This window comes from Lactobacillus sp. OTU4228 (assembly GCF_001006945.1).
Classification (GTDB): Bacteria; Bacillota; Bacilli; order Lactobacillales; family Lactobacillaceae; genus Lactobacillus; species Lactobacillus amylovorus.
The window spans coordinates 14,179-33,213 of sequence record NZ_CDLD01000034.1; the positions used below are offsets into that span (position 1 = coordinate 14,179).

Here is a 19,035-nt window from a genome sequence, read left to right on the forward strand (position 1 = left end):
TTATGATTTTTCAATTTAGAAAGTAGGAAAGAAAGTGACCCAAAAAAGAACCATCACTCCTTGGGCGATTTTTATTGTTTGTTGTTTTATTTCAATGATTGGCTTTGGCCTGATTGTTAATACTATCGGTCTGTTCTTTGGGCCGATCAGCCAGGAATTTCATGTTGGCCGTGCCAGCGTAGCCTTGATGACTACCCTGCAGAACGCAGCTGCCGCTATTTCACTCCTTTTTGCAGGAAAAGTTATGAAGAAAGTAAACTTGCGCTGGTTACTAACTGCATGTTTCAGCATAATCGCCATCAGTATGTTAACGCTCGCTGCAGCTCACAGCTTAACGCATTTTTACATTGCTTGGATCATCATTGGTATTTGTCAGCCAATTGCAATTACTTTATCAATTCCCGTTCTTTTAAGTAATTGGTTTAACCAAAAACTCGGCACAGTAATGGGTATTTCTCTGGGCCTATCCGCATTCGGTGGAACCATTTTTAACCCGATTATCGCAGATATCATTACTAAATTCGGCTGGCGTGGCGGCTTTATCGCAGAAGGTCTTTTAATTGGCTTGATCTTAATGCCACTTGCTGCTTCAATTAGACCTAACCCTGATGAAAAGCACCCTGCTTACGGCACAACGACTAAGTCTGAATCAAATTCACTCTTAAACGGCATTACGCTTAAAGAAGCACTTCATCAACCAGTCTTTTATGCCTTAGCCTTTGCGATGTTAGCTTTGCAATTTGTGTCGGGAAGCGTTCAGCATATTTCAGGCCACATTACTAATTTAGGAATTTCACCAGTTTTAGCAGCTAGTGTGGTATCCGGTGTAATGATCGGTGCAGCTGTTGGTAAAATTTCCATTGGTTATTTCTTGGATAAATTAAGTCCAATTTTAGTATTGTTGGTCTACTCACTTTTTGGCATTTTAGGTTGGAGTGGCCAAATCTTCTTGACTAACAGTACCCTGCTGACTATCTCTGCTTTTATTCTTGGTTTAGGTCAAGGTGTCTGCCTAGTGGCTCTACCATACTTAATCCAAAAGCAATTTGGCGAAAAAGATTATAGTAATATTTTGTCCGTAATCAACATGCTGGGAGCATTCGCAATGTCGCTATCAGTATACTTGGTAGGTCTATTCTTCGACCAAACCCATTCTTACAACTTAGGATGGACAATTAACGTAATTGCCTATATTCTAAGTTTTATCGCAATCTTTATTACCTTAAGAAAAAAGGCATAAAGCAAAATAAAACCGGCTCTTTGTCAAGAAATCCTGTTGATGAAGAGTAAAAGATGAGGATTAAGCAATTAATAAATTGCTTGGTCCTTTTTCTTTTACCTTGTTTTCTTCCAGTCTGATTCTAGTTAAGAGATTGATAAAGTTAGAGTAGCCGTAAGCAGTTCTTTCGATTTGTTTTATCTTGCGGTTGAAGCCTTCAAGACAGCCATTGGAATAAGGCAGACTAGCACCGTTTAGAACGGCTTTTAGGTTATGCCTAAAGGTTAAAAGCGTCCTATGCATTAAAGGTCCAACCTTTTCTTTAGAGTAGATAATATCTTTCATAGCTTTAGTATCATGTTTATCAAGTGCCGTAAAGAAGGCCTGCAACAAGTTGTAGGAGTTAGTTAGAGTGTCGTCACATTCAATGCCTTCCATGACGATTTGTTCTTGAGTAAGCGAATCCTTGTAATGCCAGTTGTATCTGGGATGGATCTTTTCTAGATCATCAAACTTCTTAAGATATAGCTTCCAAGGAGATTTGAGCAGGCTGTATTCTCTGGTGCCTTTTTTAAACTTCTTCATAACAGCTACTCTTAGAGAATTTATAGATCTGGTAAGCATCTGCACCATGTGGAAGCGATCAATAATAATCTGAGCATTAGGGAAACATGCTCTAACGATATCCTGGTAATAGAAGTTAAGATCCATGGTTACGGTCTTAACGTTGGCTCTAGCTTTAAGCGTAAACTTGCCAAAGTATTTTAATAGATTCTTCTTGAACCTGTTTCTGAGAATTTGGACTACTTCATGAGTTTCGCCATTTAAGCAGATAAAATGAAGCTTTCTGTCTACTCCCTTAAACTCATCAAAAGCAAGATGTTCAGGCAAATAGTCATAGCCGTCAATAAAGCGATGAGAGCAAGATGCCAGTACCCTTTGAACTGTATTAACTGAAGTATTGTGCTCGCGAGCAATACTAGTCATTGAACGATCCTCAGTTAAGGCACTAAGGATCTTTAGCTTTGAAGTGTTAGAGATACAGCAGTATTTATTTACCAAGCTGCTTTGAGCCATGGATCTTTTACTGCAGTCACGACATTTGATCCTTTGCTTAAACAGCCTAATTAAGACAGGGACACTAGCATTAGCAGTGATATAGCGTACGTGGATCTTAAGGTGTCCGTTATGAATCAGACTAACTGAGCCACAAAAAGGACAGGCTGGCTGAATGAGCTCAGCCTCATAAATTTTATATTTAGTACCATTGAGAATTTTATAAAAATAATCTTTAAAAACAATGTTGTGGTCTTCAATATCAAGAGCAAATCTAATATAATCATTTAAAGAGGACATAGTAATACCTTTGTTTATACAAATAAAATGTTTGGTGGAACGGATTTTTTATTGTAGAGAGGACTATGTCCTCCTTTTTTATGCAATAAAAAATCCTGTTAACAGCTTATCACAGAGATAAGTCATCAACAGGAAAAATTATAGAGCCGCAATTTCTATTGATTTTGCGTGCGTTTCTGGCATGCTTTAAATTATCTAAAAAAGAGAGGAAGATCCTAATGAGTAAGACTGAAACCAAATCAGAAGAAAATTTTTCGAAGCCGTTCCGCCTGAAGCCTCAAACAAGTCAATATCTAATCAAGGCGTACGTTATTGCGATAGAATGTTTGTCCTAGAAAAAGACTGGGAAAACCTATCTAACCAAAACATAAAGCAATGACTCTGCCTAATTCCAATTTTGGAAAAGCCTTTGCTTACTCTTTGAATCATGAAACAACATTCAAACATGTTTTATTAAATGGCCGACTGGCTTTATCCAACAATTTAGCTGAACGGGCAATCAAGACGCTAGTAATTGAGCGCAAGAACTGGTTATTCTCTCAGAGTTTTAACGGAGCCAAATCTTCTATCATTCTTAGTTTGATTGAAACTGCAAAACGCAATGATTTAGATCCAGAAAAATATCTAAAATATTTACTCTATAAATTACCCAATGAATCAACTCTGACAGACAAAGCAAGTGCAGGCAAGCTGCAGATAAATTTTGAATATAATTAACCCCATCTTAGCACAAGCCAAGGTGGGGTTTTAAGATACTTCAGTTTTTTACGCTTACAATCAAACTTTTTCAGAAATATAAATTTCTTGAACATAAAATAAAAAAACAATGCGATGTGCATTGTCTTTCAATAAGGTTATAGATTATGATCTTTTGAGGAAATAATATTGAGGAATAATTTTAAAAGTTGATTTGCTTACCGTTAACCAAAACTCGGTAAGTTAAATCTTGTAAGTTAGCAGTTAATTCTGCTTTATGATTTTGTTCTTTATTGATTCGAACAATACGGATTTCATTTTCATTAGGGGTAGAGATATCAATAGAACCATTTAAGTCAAATGCAGGTTCATTGTTTCTAAAAGTAAAGAGTTTCAACAAAGAGGCAACAACAGGTCGCTGAATTTCTTGTTCAACTTCAGCTTTGCTGTAATAATGACGATTAATATTTCTCCCCTCTTTAGTTTCTTCAAGGAGCTTAATATCATTCTTGCCAGCTAACATCCCAACATAGTAGACCTGCGGAATCCCAGGAGCAAAGACCTGCAATAATCTTGCCATGAAGTATCTTTTATCGTCATCGCCCAAAGCTGAATAAAAAGTAGTATTAATTTGATAAATATCCAAATTATGATATTCAGCACTTGAATACTTTTTCTTAACATTAGCACCAACTTTATAAAGTTCTTGGCTGGTGTAATCGATCTCTTCTGGAGAAAGAATATCACGCGCATCAACTACGCCAATACCATCATGAGTATCCAAGGTAGTGAATTGCTTCATTGGACATTTCTTTAGCCAAGCTGCCAAACGATTGGATTTACCTGAATAAAGCGAATACAGAGTAACCATTGGTAGAGCAAAGTCGTAGATAAAGTAGCCATGTTTTGAAATCTTGAACGGCATAGAATAATGCTCATGGATTTCTGGCAAAATCGTTGCTCCTTCATCAGCAATATCATCTTGTACCTGCTTAAGCAAATTCCAGATTTCTGGTTCTACAAAGAAGTCATTAGTATCTAGTTTTTTCACAGCATAAGCAAAAGCATCCAAACGAATGATATCTGCTCCGTGCTTAATTAGGCTAACCAACGTGTCCTTAATAAACTTTTGCGTAACCTTTTTGCGCACATCTAAATCGATTTGCTCAGGACCAAAAGTATTCCAAAGTTTCTCCTTGCTCCCATCCGCAAAAGTAATCTCTTGATATGGAGCACGATCTTTACGCTTATAGATTAGGTCCACATCTTCTTTAGTTGGACGACCTTTTGGCCAAAACTTATCCCAACTTAAGAACATATCTGCATATGAACTTTTGTCCTTATTCTTTTGAAAATCTTCGTAATACTTAGAATGCCTAGAAATATGATTGATCATAAAATCAAACATCAGGTAGTATTTTTCGCCCAACTTTTCAACATCTGACCAATTACCAAATTTAGGATCAACTGTCGTGTAATCAGTTGGTGCAAATCCGCGATCACCCGTTGAAGGAAAGAATGGCAGTAAATGAATGCCGCCAACCGCACCTTTTAAATCATTTTCTAAGACTTCGCTTAATTCTTGCAAGTTTTTACCTAAACTATCTGGATAGGTAATCAACATTACTTTATTTTTAATTGGCATCAAAACACCTCTAGTCTATTGCTTTAAAGTGATACATATAGGCTTTAAAATCACCATGTTCAGCAGGATCATAAAAGCCCATATTCATCAGTTCATCGCCACCATAAACTTCGTGAGTAGCTTGATCCTCGTATTGTTTATTTGGATCAAGACCAACTAATTTCGTCTTAGTTAAATATGGTTGAGCTGAAGCCATTACTTTAACTGTGCTTAATACGACTTCATTTTGATCGGCTGAAACAGTCTCCCAAGCACACTGATTGCTAGTTTGGGCTGACTTCAAACGATAGAACTTGCCAAACTGGGTCACTTTTCTAATCTTTTTGTATGCAGCAACCTGCTTAGCCACCGCCTTACGGTCTTCTTGGCTTAACTTGGTTAAATCAAGTTCATAACCAAGATCGCCCCACATTGCTACTATGCCACGAGTATTGAATGGAGTAATTCGACCGTTTTGTTCATTAGGACTAACTGATACGTGTGAAGTCATCATTGATTGCGGATAAACCAAACTCGTACCATATTGAATGGTTAAACGATCAATGGCATCACTATCATCACTAGCCCAAATTTGTGGATCATAGTAAGCCATACCGGCATCAAAACGACCACCGCCACCAGAACAACCTTCAATTAAGAGGTCTGGATGAGCATCAACAATTCTTTCTAATAAGTCATAAAGACCTAGAACATAGCGATGGTAAACTTCTCCTTGTCGATTTGCTGGTAAATCTGTTTCATAGATATCAGACAAGTGACGATTCATATCCCATTTGATGTAATCAATCTTGCCTGATCCTAAAATCTTTTCCATCTGATTAAAAATATTATCACGTACTTCTTTACGACCTAAATCAAGTAAATACTGATTTCTTGATGGACTAGGATTTCTACCAGGGACATGCATCAAATAATCAGGATGATTCTTGTAAAGATCAGAATCATATGAAATCATTTCAGGTTCAAACCACAAACCAAATTTCAAGCCTTGCTCATGAACATAATCAGCAAAATGATCTAATCCTCTAGGGAACTTTTTTGCAAATACTTTCCAGTCACCTAATGAAGAATTGTCATCATTACGGTGACCGAACCAACCATCATCAAGAACGAACATCTCAATACCTAATTTCTTGGCATCATCAACAATGGTCTTTAATTTATCTTCATTGAAATCAAAGTAAGTTGCTTCCCAGTTGTTCACTACAATTGGACGAACTTCATTCTTATACTTGCTACGAATAATTCGATCATGAATCAAGCTGTGAAAGGCTTGACTCATTTTATTTAAACCCTGATCTGAGTAAACCATTAAGACTTCAGGGGTTTGAAATGCATCCCCTGCATTCAACTGCCAATTAAAGTTAAAGTCGTTAATTCCAACGTTTACATGAGTTTGTGCAAATTGATCTTTTTCGACTTCAAACTTATGATTACCAGAATATACAAAAGCAAAACCATATGCGTCCCCTTGGAATTCATCCGTATCAGGATCAACTAGAGCCAAGAATGGATTCATTTGATGACTTGAAGTACCACGATGACTTGAAAAGACATGGATACCTTGATGAATCTTACTACGATCCACTCTTCGTTCATGCGCATGTGCACCAGGCAAAGTAATTGATTCAAAATTACGATCTACAAAGTCGATCTGCATAGAAGCAACTTTTTCAAGATTAACCGTTTCCTTACCTGCATTCTTCACTTTTACTGAGCGAACAATAACTGGACGATCACGATAAATAGTGTAGAACAAATCAAAGTTCAACTCAGTTTTCTTATCTTCAAGAGTAACAATTAGAGTCTGAGCTTCACTTTTATCTTTTACCCATGAATGAGGTAATCCCTTTAAATTCGGCTTACCATCTTCAATACGATAATCCTTATAAGTTAAAAACAAAGCATTAGAACCATCAGCTTGCCGTACTACAGCAGCTGGAGTGTGATAATCCATTTCACCAGCTGTACTATATTCTTTAGGCAAAGAATCTCTTGAAAAAGTTCTATCAAGTGATCCTGGCAAATTACCAGAGAAGCCGCGATCAAGACGTGGATAGCGTAATTGATTATGGTAATTATTCACTTTTTTGCCAAAATACAAATGGCAAAGCGTACCACCATCTTCTACTGAAAGAAGATATGAAATTTGATCATTGTGTAGATGAAAAACTTTGTTTTTTTCATCAAAAGTGATTAATTCTTGTTTCATTTAACAAATTCCTTAATTTTCAACTGCCTTTTGTGTTTCAGGATCAAAGAAGTGAGATTTATTCATTTCAAAGCCCATTCTTACTTTGGCACCAGGCTTAGTAAAGTCACGAGCGTCTACCTTTGAAACTAATTCAGTATTGCCAACCTTGCAATAAAGTTGTGTCTCAGCACCCAAAAGTTCAGAAACAATAACTTTAGCTTCAACAACTTGCTCTGGGAAGCTTTCCAAGAAAACTCCCTCTGTGTGAACGTCTTCTGGACGAATACCAAAAATTAATTCTTTACCATTGTATCCTTTATCTTTCAAAACTTTTAATTTACCTTCTGGAACTGGAATTTCAAAGTCATGATTTTCCTTGTCGATAATCTTTCCATCCTTCAAGATAACATGAAAGAAGTTCATCGCAGGTGATCCAATAAAGCCAGCTACAAAGACATTTGCAGGCTTGTTATAAACTTCCATTGGCGTACCAACCTGTTGTTGAATACCATCTTTAATAATGACAATTCTATCGGCCAAAGTCATAGCTTCAGTTTGATCGTGAGTAACATAAATAGTAGTTGTCTTTAATTGTTGATGTAATTTAGCAATTTCTGCACGCATTGTAACACGTAATTTAGCGTCCAAGTTTGATAACGGCTCATCCATTAGGAAGATAGGAGCGTCACGGACAATTGCACGTCCTAAGGCAACACGCTGACGTTGACCACCTGATAAAGCTGCAGGTTTACGTTTCAAATACTGAGAAAGGCCTAAAATTTTAGCAGCTTTTTGTACTTTTTTATCAATTTCTTCTTTAGGAACCTTTCTCAACTTTAACCCGAAGGCCATGTTGTCATAAACAGTCATGTGAGGATATAAAGCATAGTTTTGGAAGACCATCGCAATATCACGATTCTTAGGTGCAACGTTATTCATGACTTTTCCACCAATCTTCAATGTACCTTTGGAAATATCTTCCAAACCAGCGATCATTCTTAAAGTAGTTGACTTACCACAACCAGATGGACCAACAAAGACGATAAATTCTTCATCTTTGATATGCAAATTAAAGTCAGTTACCGAATAATTATCGTTACCTTCATATTTCTTATAAACATGATCTAAATCTACTTTAACCATTTTCTTCTCTACCTCATTTTTCTCAATTACTTAACAGCACCGTTACTCATACCGGCAATAATATTCTTTTGGAAGATCAAGTACACAATTGTAATTGTGATAATTCCAACTACGTATGATGCGAAACTTGGACCATAGTCATTGAAGTATTGACCAGTGTAGTTGTATTGGAACAATGGCAAAGTCCACATCTTTGAATCTCTGTTTAAAATCAACAATGGAAGCATAAAGTCGTTCCAGAACCACATAGCATTAATAATTAATGTGGTTGCGTGCATTGGCTTTAACAATGGGAAGATAATTTTAAAGTAAGCAGTAATCTTGTTAGCACCATCAATTTCAGCAGCTTCATCCAAACTTTCAGGAACACTTTGTTTAATATAGCTGACATAAAGGAATAATGTTTGAGGTACAGCGTAAGTTAAGTACAAGATGATTAGTCCCCACATGTTAGCCAAACCAAGTTTACTCATCATTACTGTAATCGGAATCATAATTACTTGGAAAGGAACAAAGATACCAATGATTAATAAGATGTACATCCAGTTATATGCTGTCTTTTTGGACATATTTCTTGCAATGGAATATGCGGCCATTGGTACAAAAATCATTACCAAAACAATAGATAAAACTGTAATGATAATTGAATTACCGAAATAATTCATTACTCCATCGGCAAATAATCTTTGGAAGTTTGCAGTGGTCCAAGGATTAGGCCATGCAAAGAAATGTTCCATGATTTGTTTAGTTGTCTTAAATGAACTTAAAAATGTGTAAAGCAATGGGATTAAAATTAACATTCCACCGACAATCAGTAAGGCATAATCCCAAAATTTCTTTGATTTGTTTTCTTTTTCCATTTTGTATACTCCTCTTATTCAACGGCATACTTATTAGAAATTTTGATTTGGATAAATGAAACAATTGCAATCAAAAGGAATAATACAATCGCAATCGCGTTAGCATAACCAAATGAGTTATTGTTAAAGGCATAGTTGTAAACCAACAAACCTAATGAAGTAGTTGAGTTGTTTGGTCCACCAGCCGTCATTGCAAAGATTTGGTCGAAAGCAGTTAAACCTGATTTAAGAGCTAAGATAAAGACCATTGAAATACTTGGCAACATGTAAGGAAGTTCAATCTTCCAAAAGATTTGACGACTATTAGCACCATCGACTTCAGCAGCTTCTTTGATTTCATCTGGAATACTTTGTAAACCAGCTAAGAAAATAATGATCGGCATAGCTACACCTTGCCAGAGGAGGACGAAAATTGTAGCAATTATTGCTCCAGTGTCGGTACCTAATAAACTCGTTTGCAACCATGAAATATGAAGTGCATTACCAATTGCTGGTAAACCATAGTTGAAAACTTGTTTAAAAATCAAAGCGACTGTCAAACCTGACAAAACAGCTGGGAAGAAGAACCATGCTCTAAAAAAGGTTTGGCCTTTAATTTTAGAATTTAAAGCACGAGCTACCAGAATTCCGATAACGATTTCACCCACAATAAGGCAAATTGTTAATATTAAAGTAAAGCCAATCGACTTAGCAAAATTCTGATCCATAAACAATAACTTGTAATTGTTCAAACCCACAAATTTATAATTGTAAGTTAAACCAGTCCAATTAGTAAAACTGTAAAACGCACCTTGAACTAATGGAAAGTAGAAGAAGATGAGTTGCAGAAAAATTGGGACGATTAAAAATAGCCAACCCCAATATTTTTCAATAAAATTTTTCGATTTCATTTTTGCATCCCCCTAATTAGAAGCCTTCATTGGGTTAAAGAACGTATTCATATCATTAACCATTTGTTGCTCATTACCTGTCATTAAGTAACTTGCAGTTAAATTAAAGAAATCATTTTCACTAGTCCAATCTTGAGCAAGCCAGACCATATCGTGTTTTGTAAACGCCAAGCTTGATAAACCACCTAATTGAGAATCAAACCCCTTTTGTTTAACTCCTTTAACCGCAACAGGACTTCCATCAACGTCATAATATTTCTGCATAGCAGCAGGTGTTGTCATATAAGCAACAAATTTTTCAGCGGCTTTCTTATGCTTACTCTTTGAAGAAATTGATAAAGCTAAGTCACCTGAACCAACTGTCATTTCATGACCTGCTTTAGCAGCTGGAAAAGCAAAAGTTCTAACTTCAAATTTAGGTTTTTGTTGATTAATCATTGGTAAAGCCCAAGAACCATTTGGCATAATTAGACTTTGACCATTTGCAAATGAAACAACTGCGTCATTGTAACTAGCACCACGCCAGTTGTTTTGAGCATTTTCACGCAATAAATTTAAACGCGTAAAGTCTTTTTGAATATACGGATTATTGACCTTAATTCCATTTGGAGCTGAGAATCTGAGCAACTTGTTAGCTTGTTTTGCACCGCCAGTTACAGTTGCAAGAGATAATTGATGATAACCATTCAAAGTCCATGGTTCAGTTCCAGCTACTGCAAATGGTGCTTTGCCACTAGCTTTGATTTTCTTAACGGCTTGTTTGAATTGATCCCAAGTTTTTGGTGGCTTAATACCTAACTTCTTAAATTCAGTAGCGTTATAGAAGAAGCCATAGACATTTGCACTAAGTGGTGCATTATAGATTTTGCCGTTAACTTTGAATGAATCCGCATAATTATTCTTAATGTTTTTAATATATGGTGCATGAGTCATATCTTCAAAGTAACCAGCTTTAGCCCACTCTTGAAAATCAATATTTTGTGGGTAAATATTAATAACATCAGGAACATCACCAGATAAAATTCTAGTTTTCAGTACCGTACCAGCATTTGGTACATCTACTTCTTTTACATGAATGTCGGGATTCTTTTTTTCGAAATCCTTAATAATTGATTTTAAAGTACTCGACATTTCCTTCTTTTGGTTGAAATACTCAATAGTAACTTTTTTACCAGAATTACTATCTTGCTTTCCACAAGCTGAAAGACTTACAGCTGTTACAATAGCTGCTCCGATAAGAGCAGCCTTTTTCAGCCATCCTTTCATAAAAATCACTCCTCAACTATTAAATTCTCTTCTGAGCCTTCTTTAAGCGCTTTCATTATTTACATTCATTATTATTGCCTATTTAAATACAACAAACCATAGTATTTTAATTAGCATTATTGTCATTTTGTTCAATAATCATTTTGACATGTTAAATATAATGATTATCATATTGTCGCCATTCTGTAAGAATGATAAAATACATGTTAACATGTAAAAATATGATATTTTTTTCATAGGGGAATAAAAATGAAGGGTGAATACAAAACCTTAAATGATATTAGCCTGGAAAGTAACGTCCTATTTTTCGGCAAGGAAAGTTGCTTACCTAATTACTACTTCACAGGAAATAATGTGCGAAAGAATTACGTTATTCATTATATACTTAAAGGGAAAGGCGTTTTTTCCTCTGCAAATCATGAAGCAGTTCAACTTAAAGCTGGAGACATATTTATTCTGCCTAAGGGGGTTCCCTGTTTTTATCAAGCAGACGGTAAGGAACCCTGGACATACTTTTGGATTGGATTATCTGGCTTAAAAATTGCCACAATGCTATCAGGCTCTATTTTGTCTTCAAAGCATTACTTAAGGCAGGTCGAAGGTTCTAATTTTTGCAAAAGCTTAAATAAACTATTTGAAGTAGTTCATAATCCCAATGTGCTAACTAATGACTTACTAACAGAATCCCTAATTTATCAAACTTTTTATTATCTTGACACAGAATATCCCGTTAAGAAGAAAAAGCAACATATTGCTAATTCAGAACAATTAAAAATAGCATCCAAATATCTGCATGATAATTATGATGATCATAGTTGTTCAATAGCATCTCTATGTAATAAACTCGATGTTTCTCGCAGCTACTTATATAATCTTTTCAAAAATGGTTTTAATACTTCACCGCAAAAATTTTTAATAAAAATTCGTATGGAAGAAGCTAAAAATAGATTAAAAGATAGTCCAAACTCCATTCGACAAATTGCTGAAGCAGTAGGTTATATTGATGAATTTACTTTTTCTAAGGCTTTTAAGAAATATTCTGGTTTTAGTCCTAAAATTTTTCGCCAAATGAATACTAAATAAAGTAAAAAGATGATTGCTTTGTTGGGCAATCATCTTTTTACTTTATTCAAATTTCCAATCAACGGTCCGCTTAAACTTTTCATTCGGCAAAAGAGTAATTTGACCTAAATCATTACCTTCAGCTGGTGGACACTGTGCTTCAAAGGTCAATCCATCATATTGACCAATATTATCAGGGATACCTGTATGATCAAAATGATTACCAGCATAAAGCACTAACGCTGGAGCATTTGTTGTCACAGTCAATTTATGCTTATTTGAACTCAACACTGCATTCGGCAGATTGCCATTTAAAATGAACGGATGGTCCAATCCATTGCGAAGTTTGATTTGAGCATCATTACTATGTAATGCATCCCCTACTCGCTTCTTTTGTCTAAAATCGAAAGCTGTACCTTCAACTTCTTCCATGCCACGATCAGGTAAACCTGTTTTATCAACGGGCAAATAATAATCTGCGTTCATTTGTAAATCCAAATTCTCTGCTCGATCGCCTAAATTGAAATAAGTATGGTTAACCGGATTAAAAATAGTCAGTTTATCACTAACAGCTTCTAAGGAATAACGCAAAGTATTTTCATTATCAAGCTCATAGCAAGCATGTAATTTTAAATTACCAGGATAACCATTATGCCCATCTGGATCAAATAAAGTTAAATCTACTTTAGCAGTTTTTCCATCACAAGATGGCCTAAAATTCCAGACTTGCATATCAGTTCCAATACCGCCATGAATATGATTTTCACCATCATTTAACGGCAATTGATGGATTTCTTGACCATGCTTCCACTGTCCTTCACGCACGCGTCCTGCAATTCTACCAACGGTACCGCCTAAGAAGTTGCGTTCTCTTGAATAATCCGCTGGTGACTTCAATGATAAAATCATATTTTCACCATTAAGCAGTACTTTTTCAAGAGTGGCACCATAATTCAGAACATTGACGACCATATCATGATCATTTGTCAATGTGATTTCGCATAGATCTCTACTATCTTTTCTGCCATATTTTATAAAAGAAGTTTTCATTATTAACCTACATTTTCAATCAAAGTTGAGATAAATTTATTCCAGCCCTTGTCGCCATCTGCATTGTTCTTAAACACACCGGCATCTTGCAAAACTTGCTCGAAGACTTCAACCAAAGCTTGTTCCATTACTTGATCGACATTGTCCTTAGTAATGTTTTGTTCTGACTTAATTTTGTCAGCCCATTCTTTATGACTATCTGCCATGTCATTATCTTCGCCAAGCCAATATTTCTTAACTTCTTCAAGTTCACTCTTCAGACGACCTGGTAAAATAGCACGTCCCATAACTTCAATTAAGCCAATATTTTCTTTCTTAATGTGCCACAACTGCTTATGTGGGTGGAAAATACCCAGTGGATAATCCTTATTAGTATTATTATCACGCAGTACCAAATCAAGCACAAAGCCCTTACCCTCACGGTGCATAATAGGAGTTACCGTATGATGACGCGTTTCTCCATCAAAGGCCTTAATATCACGATCAGCATCAGAATATTGATCCCAGAACTTAATAATTTGGCTACCAAGATCGATTAGATCAAGTGAATTATTACTAATAAGGCGCAAATCACTCATTGGCCAATCAACAATCCCAGCCTTAACATCTGGATATTCATTAAAGACAACAGATTTCTTAATCTTAGCCTTCATCATTGGGAAGGTATGACGACCACCTTGATAGTGCTCATGAGCTAACATTGAGCCACCAACAATTGGTAAATCAGCATTTGAACCAACAAAGTAATGTGGGAAAGTCTTTTCAATTTCAACTAAGTTAATCAAAGTCTGCTGGTTAATAACCATGGGAATATGCTTTTGATCCAAGAAAATACAATGCTCATTGAAGTAAGCATATGGTGAATATTGGAAGCCCCAAGGACGACCAGCAATATTCATGCGAATAATTCTCAAATTAGAACGAGCATTTTTACCATAGCCACCTAAGTAGCCTTCGTTTTCAAGGCAAAGAGCACATTGTGGGTATTTTTTGCCAGTTGCATGAGCCGCTGCTGCGATAGCCTTTGGATCTTTTTCTGGCTTGGACAAATTAATCGTAATTTCAAGGCCATGTCCTTTTGAACTAGTTCCTGAAAAGACAACATTTCTGGCAATAGCTTCTTTTTTAACGTAATTGTTGTTTACACAAAGCTTATAAAACCAATCAGTTGCTTTTTCAGAAGATTTTTCCATTTTTTGCCAAAAGATACTATTAGTCTCAGATGGAGTTGGGGTTGCTAAATCATACAGTTGATCATTCAGCACCTCCCGTGAAGTTACATCATCTGGTATTTTTTTATTCTTCACAGCCATATCTACTAATTGTTTAACAGCTGCTTGATCATTTTCTTCTTCATCATGATCACCAACCAGACCACGAATTTTATTAATTACATAAACACGATCAAGCGGCTTATAAGCACCACTACTAATTACTTTATCCGCAAACTTTTCAATAACCTTCATAACTTACCCTTCCATAAAAATTATATTCTCTTAGTACCATCAACGATTTCTGCATCATAGAAGCTGGCATCGTAACCAATCTTGTCACGGTAGATATCGCCAACATTTTTCTTAAAGTTTTCTGCTTCTGACTTCTTAACAATAGCAATTGCACTACCACCGAAGCCACCACCAATCATTCTGGCACCCAATACACCCGGTTGCTTCCATGAAGCTTCAGCCAACGTATCGAGTTCCTTACCAGTTACTTCATAATCATAATGAAGTGAAACGTGTGAAGCATCGATCAAGCGACCCAACTTCTCTAAGTCGCCATCTTTCATCGCCTTAGTTGCGCGTAAGGTTCTTTGGTTTTCACTAACGGCATGACGAGCACGCTTTAGCTCTGTCTCATTATCAATAAGGTAAGAATATTCATCGAAAGTGTCGTTATCTAACTCACCTAGAGCCTTAATATCAAGCTTTTGTTGTAATTTCTTAACTGCATCATGACATTCGCGAACACGGTCATTATATGCAGAATCAGCTAAAGTATGTGGCTTGTTAGTGGCCATGATAATAATTTCATATTCGCCTAAAGCAAGTGGCATGTATTCATATTTCAAAGTATTGCAATCGAGGAAAATGGCACTATCTTTTTTGCCCATAATGCAGGCAAATTGATCCATAATACCTGAGTTCAAGCCTACAAATTCATTTTCGGTTCTTTGACCCATCTTAGCTAATACAATCCGATCAACATCTAAGTTGAATTCATCTTTTAAGATAATCCCCATCAACATTTCGATGGCAGCACTTGATGATAAGCCTGAGCCTGATGGTAAGTTGGCTTTAATATACAGGTTAAAGCCATGATTGATGTTGTCGTATTTTTCACGTAAGTAAGTGATCATGCCTTTAAAGTAGTTAGCCCAGAAACGATCGTCTTTCTCTACAGTGGTATCATCAATATCAAATTCGACGATATCACCATCAACATTGCCTGAGAAAAGACGTACTTTCTTGTCTTCTCTTGGACCATAAACGCCATAAACACCTAAGCTAATTGCGGCTGGGAAAACATGCCCACCATTATAGTCGGTGTGTTCACCAATAACATTAATTCTACCTGGTGAGAAGAATACATCTTGTCCCTTTTCACCAAAAGTTTTTTCGTATTCAGTAAGTAATTCTTCTTTATTCATTGTTTGTACCTCAAATTTGTACTGTAATCGTTTTCAGCTACTAGTATATCTCTTTCACTTCTTTTAGTAAATAGTTTACTAGAATAAATAAAATGTTTAATTAGATGAATTAAAAAAGCCAGACGCTTGTCTGCAAAAAAATAGCCTTAGCTCACACTAAGACCATTTTGCTTATTAAAATTTTCTTTCACCATGTTGGTAAACTTGTTTATCAGCTTGTTCAACTGCAGATACGTCTTTTAACGGATTATCTTTCAGCACTAAGAAATCTGCATATTTTCCTACTTCTAAAGAACCGTAATCTTGATCAATCTTAAGCAATTCCGCAGATCCTAAACCAGCCGCGCAAAGTGCTTGATAATTGCTAGCACCAGCTTTAGTTAATTCGGTAAGTTCTTTAGCCGTATCTTTAAGTGGATTCATGAAAGTACCAGCATCAGTCCCCAAAGCTAACTTCACACCTGATTCAATAGCTTTTCCTACATTCTTATAAAGAATGCTGCAAGTCCAAATAGAACATCTGTCATGTGCTCTGTTCTGTCTCTAAAGAATCTGGTTGAGACTTTCCAACTGAAAATTACTACTAGAAGCAAAGCGAAAAAAGTTTAATATACCGTTAGAAACCAGAGCGATTAAGTTTGCTACAGTTTGCAGTCCATGTTCAAATCCACTTTGTTGCCAAGTGGCCCAAGATCTGGAAATTAAACGACCTAATTGAAGGCCTTGCTTACCGAAAATTAAACCATTCATTGGGTCTACGATAACATTTTGGATCATGATACCGAAACCGGCAATCATAGTCGTAGCTGCGACAAGTACAAATGTATCACGCAGCGTTAATAATAATCTGTTACCGGAAATTTTTCCGGCAATTCTGATAAAACCATTTTCGAATTTCTTTAAACCCGATGGCGTCGAATTACTACTCATAATTTCTCTCCCTCTTTTTGTAACCGTCTACATCTCACTTGCAAATATATGATATAACATATTTTGTTTCGCCAATATTGTTATAACAAAAAGAGAGAATTTTTATTATTCTCTCCTTTTAAATCTATAAGACAATTGCTTCTTTTATTGGAAATTTTGTTATGCGGTAGTAAGTTTCGTTCCATTCAAACGCCCGGCCACCACTCAAATATGATTTTTGCAGCCATTTAAGTAGTGGTTCCTTTTCTTCAACTTGACCTTTTACTTCGCCTTTAGCAATCAAATCCTGATCAGCATGAACTAAGGAAATTTCGCGTGTTGCCTTAGCAGGCTTAACATTAAGTTTTTGTTGGATTAATGGATATATTGAAGATTCCATCATTTCCATATTCAGGCCTTGGATTACTTTGGCAGGAATACAAATTTTTTGAAAAGCCACAAGTTGCTTATTTGTTGCTATTGCTGCTCGTTTTATTGTATAGACGATATCATATGGCTGAACATTTAAGGCTTCTGTGATTTTTGGAATTACTTGCCCTACTTCAAAATCAAGCAATTTCAATTTGTACTTTTTAAGATTGATTAATTCCAATTGATTTGAATCTACTGTAGCATGCATTAAATTACGTTCCTTTACATAAGTGCCTGCACCTTGGATTCGATAGATTAGGCCTTGGCTTTCCAACTCTTTCATAGCATTACGAACCGTGATGCGACTAACATTGTATGATCTTGCTAGATCGAATTCTTTAGGAAGTTGATCATTAGGTTGATATTCCCCTGTTTCAATCTCATGTTTTAGCTTTTCTGCGATTGCTAAATATTTAGGCGTATCTTTCATATTCTCATCTCAATTCATGATTTGTTATATCATATTTGTTCTAACATGCTTGCTTTTTTAGTGCATGTATATCATACCGTATGATTTTTATTTTGGTTTACAAAAAAAGAGATAGGTATTCAACCTATCCCTAATCTTCGTTTTTTCTTATCTATTCATAATCAACCAATTCTGAAAGTGGATATCTAGTAGTTGTAATCTCATCTTCAGCCTTTGGATCGTGCTTACCAATCGCAATTGCCATTACTGGTACGTATTGCTTAGGATCAAGTCCCATCACGGCTGCAGCCTTTTTAGCATCATAACCTGCCATCGCATTAGTGTCATAACCGTGCTCACGTGCAATCAACATAAATTGCATGGCAGCAAGTGAAGAATCAACCATCGAATCCGCAACTAACATTTCTTGTGGTGCCTTTTCATATAGTGGCATGAATGTATTTAAAGCCGCTTCCATTGCTTCCTTAGTTACTTTCTTTTCTTCATACATGCTGTGCCATAATTGACTGTATTTCTTGAAAGCCAACGTGTTACCGAAGAATAGGACTATGGCAGAGCTATTATCAACTTGCGGGAAGTTAAAAGGCATAAAGTATTGGTGCAGCTTCTCTCTACCCTCTTTTGTATCAACAACTATGAATTTCCAGGCTTGCAAATTGCATGCGGAAGGAGCAGTGATAGTTTCTTCCAGCATTTCATTCATTTCTTCATGACTAATTTTTATGGATGGATCAAATCTACGTACTGAATGTCTTTCAGTCAAAATTTTATGAAAATCATTATTTACTATACTCATTTTTTAAGCCTCCATCGTTATTTCTTATCGCTTACATCACTAGTATAAAGCATATTAGTCATAATGTCGCTCTTATATTATTGAAAAAGGCGTAAACAAAAAGGATAAATAACTCCCTTTATTATCTAGATATGTACTATAATAATATTAGATTTAGCTAATGAAAGTTAGCTATTTCGATGACTACATTTTCATCTCTTGATATAGTCACGTTTTTCCAAACATCCTAGTGCATTGGAAATAATGATGCACTTGTTCGCATATAAAAAGACCACTGATTTATTCCGTCAGTGGTCTTTTTATTTATACTATATTCACAGTTAAGTGATATTATTACACTTTAACCATTGTTTAAGCTCTATTCTTGAAATGTCATTCACCCTCTTGCCATCCAAGACAAGCGTGTCAGGCAACAATTTTCTCAACTCTTCCACGCC

At 35.9% G+C, this 19,035-nt stretch carries 16 protein-coding genes and 1 pseudogene; 3 read left to right on the top strand and 14 right to left on the bottom strand.

The window, feature by feature from the left end; genetic code table 11:
- Positions 1–34 precede the first annotated feature (34 nt).
- Positions 35–1,240, top strand: coding sequence for an MFS transporter (locus BN1206_RS06730; RefSeq protein WP_013642249.1), 1,206 nt, complete (start codon positions 35–37; stop codon positions 1,238–1,240).
- A gap of 60 nt (positions 1,241–1,300) precedes the next feature.
- On the opposite strand, the gene BN1206_RS06735 is transcribed toward BN1206_RS06730, so the two are convergent.
- Complete coding sequence (locus BN1206_RS06735) at positions 1,301–2,575, bottom strand: ISL3 family transposase (protein ID WP_052543101.1); 1,275 nt, start codon at positions 2,573–2,575, stop codon at positions 1,301–1,303.
- A gap of 375 nt (positions 2,576–2,950) precedes the next feature.
- Here BN1206_RS06735 and BN1206_RS06740 point away from each other — a divergent pair, with 375 nt between their 5' ends.
- A complete protein-coding gene (locus BN1206_RS06740) occupies positions 2,951–3,292 on the top strand; it encodes an IS66 family transposase (RefSeq protein WP_014566038.1) in 342 nt (113 codons plus the stop codon).
- A 181-nt stretch (positions 3,293–3,473) separates the two neighbouring features.
- Here the strand turns inward: BN1206_RS06740 and gtfA are convergent, their stop codons facing one another.
- Genes gtfA through BN1206_RS06770 form a run of 6 tightly spaced genes read right to left on the bottom strand, consistent with a single transcriptional unit; the run spans position 3,474 to position 11,269 of the window.
- Entirely contained in the window at positions 3,474–4,916 is a 1,443-nt protein-coding gene (gtfA, locus tag BN1206_RS06745; protein WP_013642252.1) for a sucrose phosphorylase, read from the bottom strand.
- A 10-nt stretch (positions 4,917–4,926) separates the two neighbouring features.
- Positions 4,927–7,128, bottom strand: coding sequence for an alpha-galactosidase (locus BN1206_RS06750; RefSeq protein ID WP_052543102.1), 2,202 nt, complete (start codon positions 7,126–7,128; stop codon positions 4,927–4,929).
- 12 nt (positions 7,129–7,140) lie between these two features.
- Positions 7,141–8,253: an ABC transporter ATP-binding protein gene (locus BN1206_RS06755; protein ID WP_052543103.1), complete on the bottom strand. Its 1,113-nt coding sequence runs from the start codon at positions 8,251–8,253 to the stop codon at positions 7,141–7,143.
- 26 nt (positions 8,254–8,279) lie between these two features.
- Positions 8,280–9,113 carry a carbohydrate ABC transporter permease gene (locus BN1206_RS06760; RefSeq protein ID WP_052543104.1) on the bottom strand — a complete coding sequence of 278 codons (834 nt, stop codon included), beginning with the start codon at positions 9,111–9,113 and terminating at the stop codon, positions 8,280–8,282.
- A gap of 14 nt (positions 9,114–9,127) precedes the next feature.
- Positions 9,128–10,003: a carbohydrate ABC transporter permease gene (locus BN1206_RS06765; RefSeq protein WP_052543105.1), complete on the bottom strand. Its 876-nt coding sequence runs from the start codon at positions 10,001–10,003 to the stop codon at positions 9,128–9,130.
- Positions 10,004–10,015: 12 nt separating this feature from the next.
- Positions 10,016–11,269 (bottom strand): extracellular solute-binding protein, encoded by a 1,254-nt coding sequence (locus BN1206_RS06770; protein WP_052543106.1) that lies wholly within the window; start codon positions 11,267–11,269, stop codon positions 10,016–10,018.
- A 249-nt stretch (positions 11,270–11,518) separates the two neighbouring features.
- On the opposite strand from BN1206_RS06770, the gene BN1206_RS06775 reads away from it, so the two are divergent.
- Positions 11,519–12,352 (top strand): AraC family transcriptional regulator, encoded by an 834-nt coding sequence (locus BN1206_RS06775; protein ID WP_052543107.1) that lies wholly within the window; start codon positions 11,519–11,521, stop codon positions 12,350–12,352.
- 42 nt (positions 12,353–12,394) lie between these two features.
- Here the strand turns inward: BN1206_RS06775 and BN1206_RS06780 are convergent, their stop codons facing one another.
- From BN1206_RS06780 to BN1206_RS06810, 7 genes and pseudogenes are all read right to left on the bottom strand, one after another.
- Positions 12,395–13,381: an aldose epimerase family protein gene (locus BN1206_RS06780; RefSeq protein ID WP_013642257.1), complete on the bottom strand. Its 987-nt coding sequence runs from the start codon at positions 13,379–13,381 to the stop codon at positions 12,395–12,397.
- A gap of 2 nt (positions 13,382–13,383) precedes the next feature.
- Positions 13,384–14,847 (bottom strand): UDP-glucose--hexose-1-phosphate uridylyltransferase, encoded by a 1,464-nt coding sequence (locus tag BN1206_RS06785; protein WP_052543108.1) that lies wholly within the window; start codon positions 14,845–14,847, stop codon positions 13,384–13,386.
- A 20-nt stretch (positions 14,848–14,867) separates the two neighbouring features.
- A complete protein-coding gene (locus BN1206_RS06790; protein WP_013642259.1) occupies positions 14,868–16,031 on the bottom strand; it encodes a galactokinase in 1,164 nt (387 codons plus the stop codon).
- A 174-nt stretch (positions 16,032–16,205) separates the two neighbouring features.
- Positions 16,206–16,523, bottom strand: a pseudogene (locus BN1206_RS06795) (amidohydrolase family protein); the annotation flags it as partial.
- Between the two features lie 51 nt (positions 16,524–16,574).
- Positions 16,575–16,961 carry a PTS cellbiose transporter subunit IIC gene (locus BN1206_RS06800; RefSeq protein WP_013642261.1) on the bottom strand — a complete coding sequence of 129 codons (387 nt, stop codon included), beginning with the start codon at positions 16,959–16,961 and terminating at the stop codon, positions 16,575–16,577.
- A gap of 124 nt (positions 16,962–17,085) precedes the next feature.
- Positions 17,086–17,802 (bottom strand): GntR family transcriptional regulator, encoded by a 717-nt coding sequence (locus BN1206_RS06805; protein ID WP_052543110.1) that lies wholly within the window; start codon positions 17,800–17,802, stop codon positions 17,086–17,088.
- Positions 17,803–17,953: 151 nt separating this feature from the next.
- Complete coding sequence (locus tag BN1206_RS06810) at positions 17,954–18,598, bottom strand: nitroreductase family protein (RefSeq protein WP_013642263.1); 645 nt, start codon at positions 18,596–18,598, stop codon at positions 17,954–17,956.
- Positions 18,599–19,035: the final 437 nt, after the last annotated feature.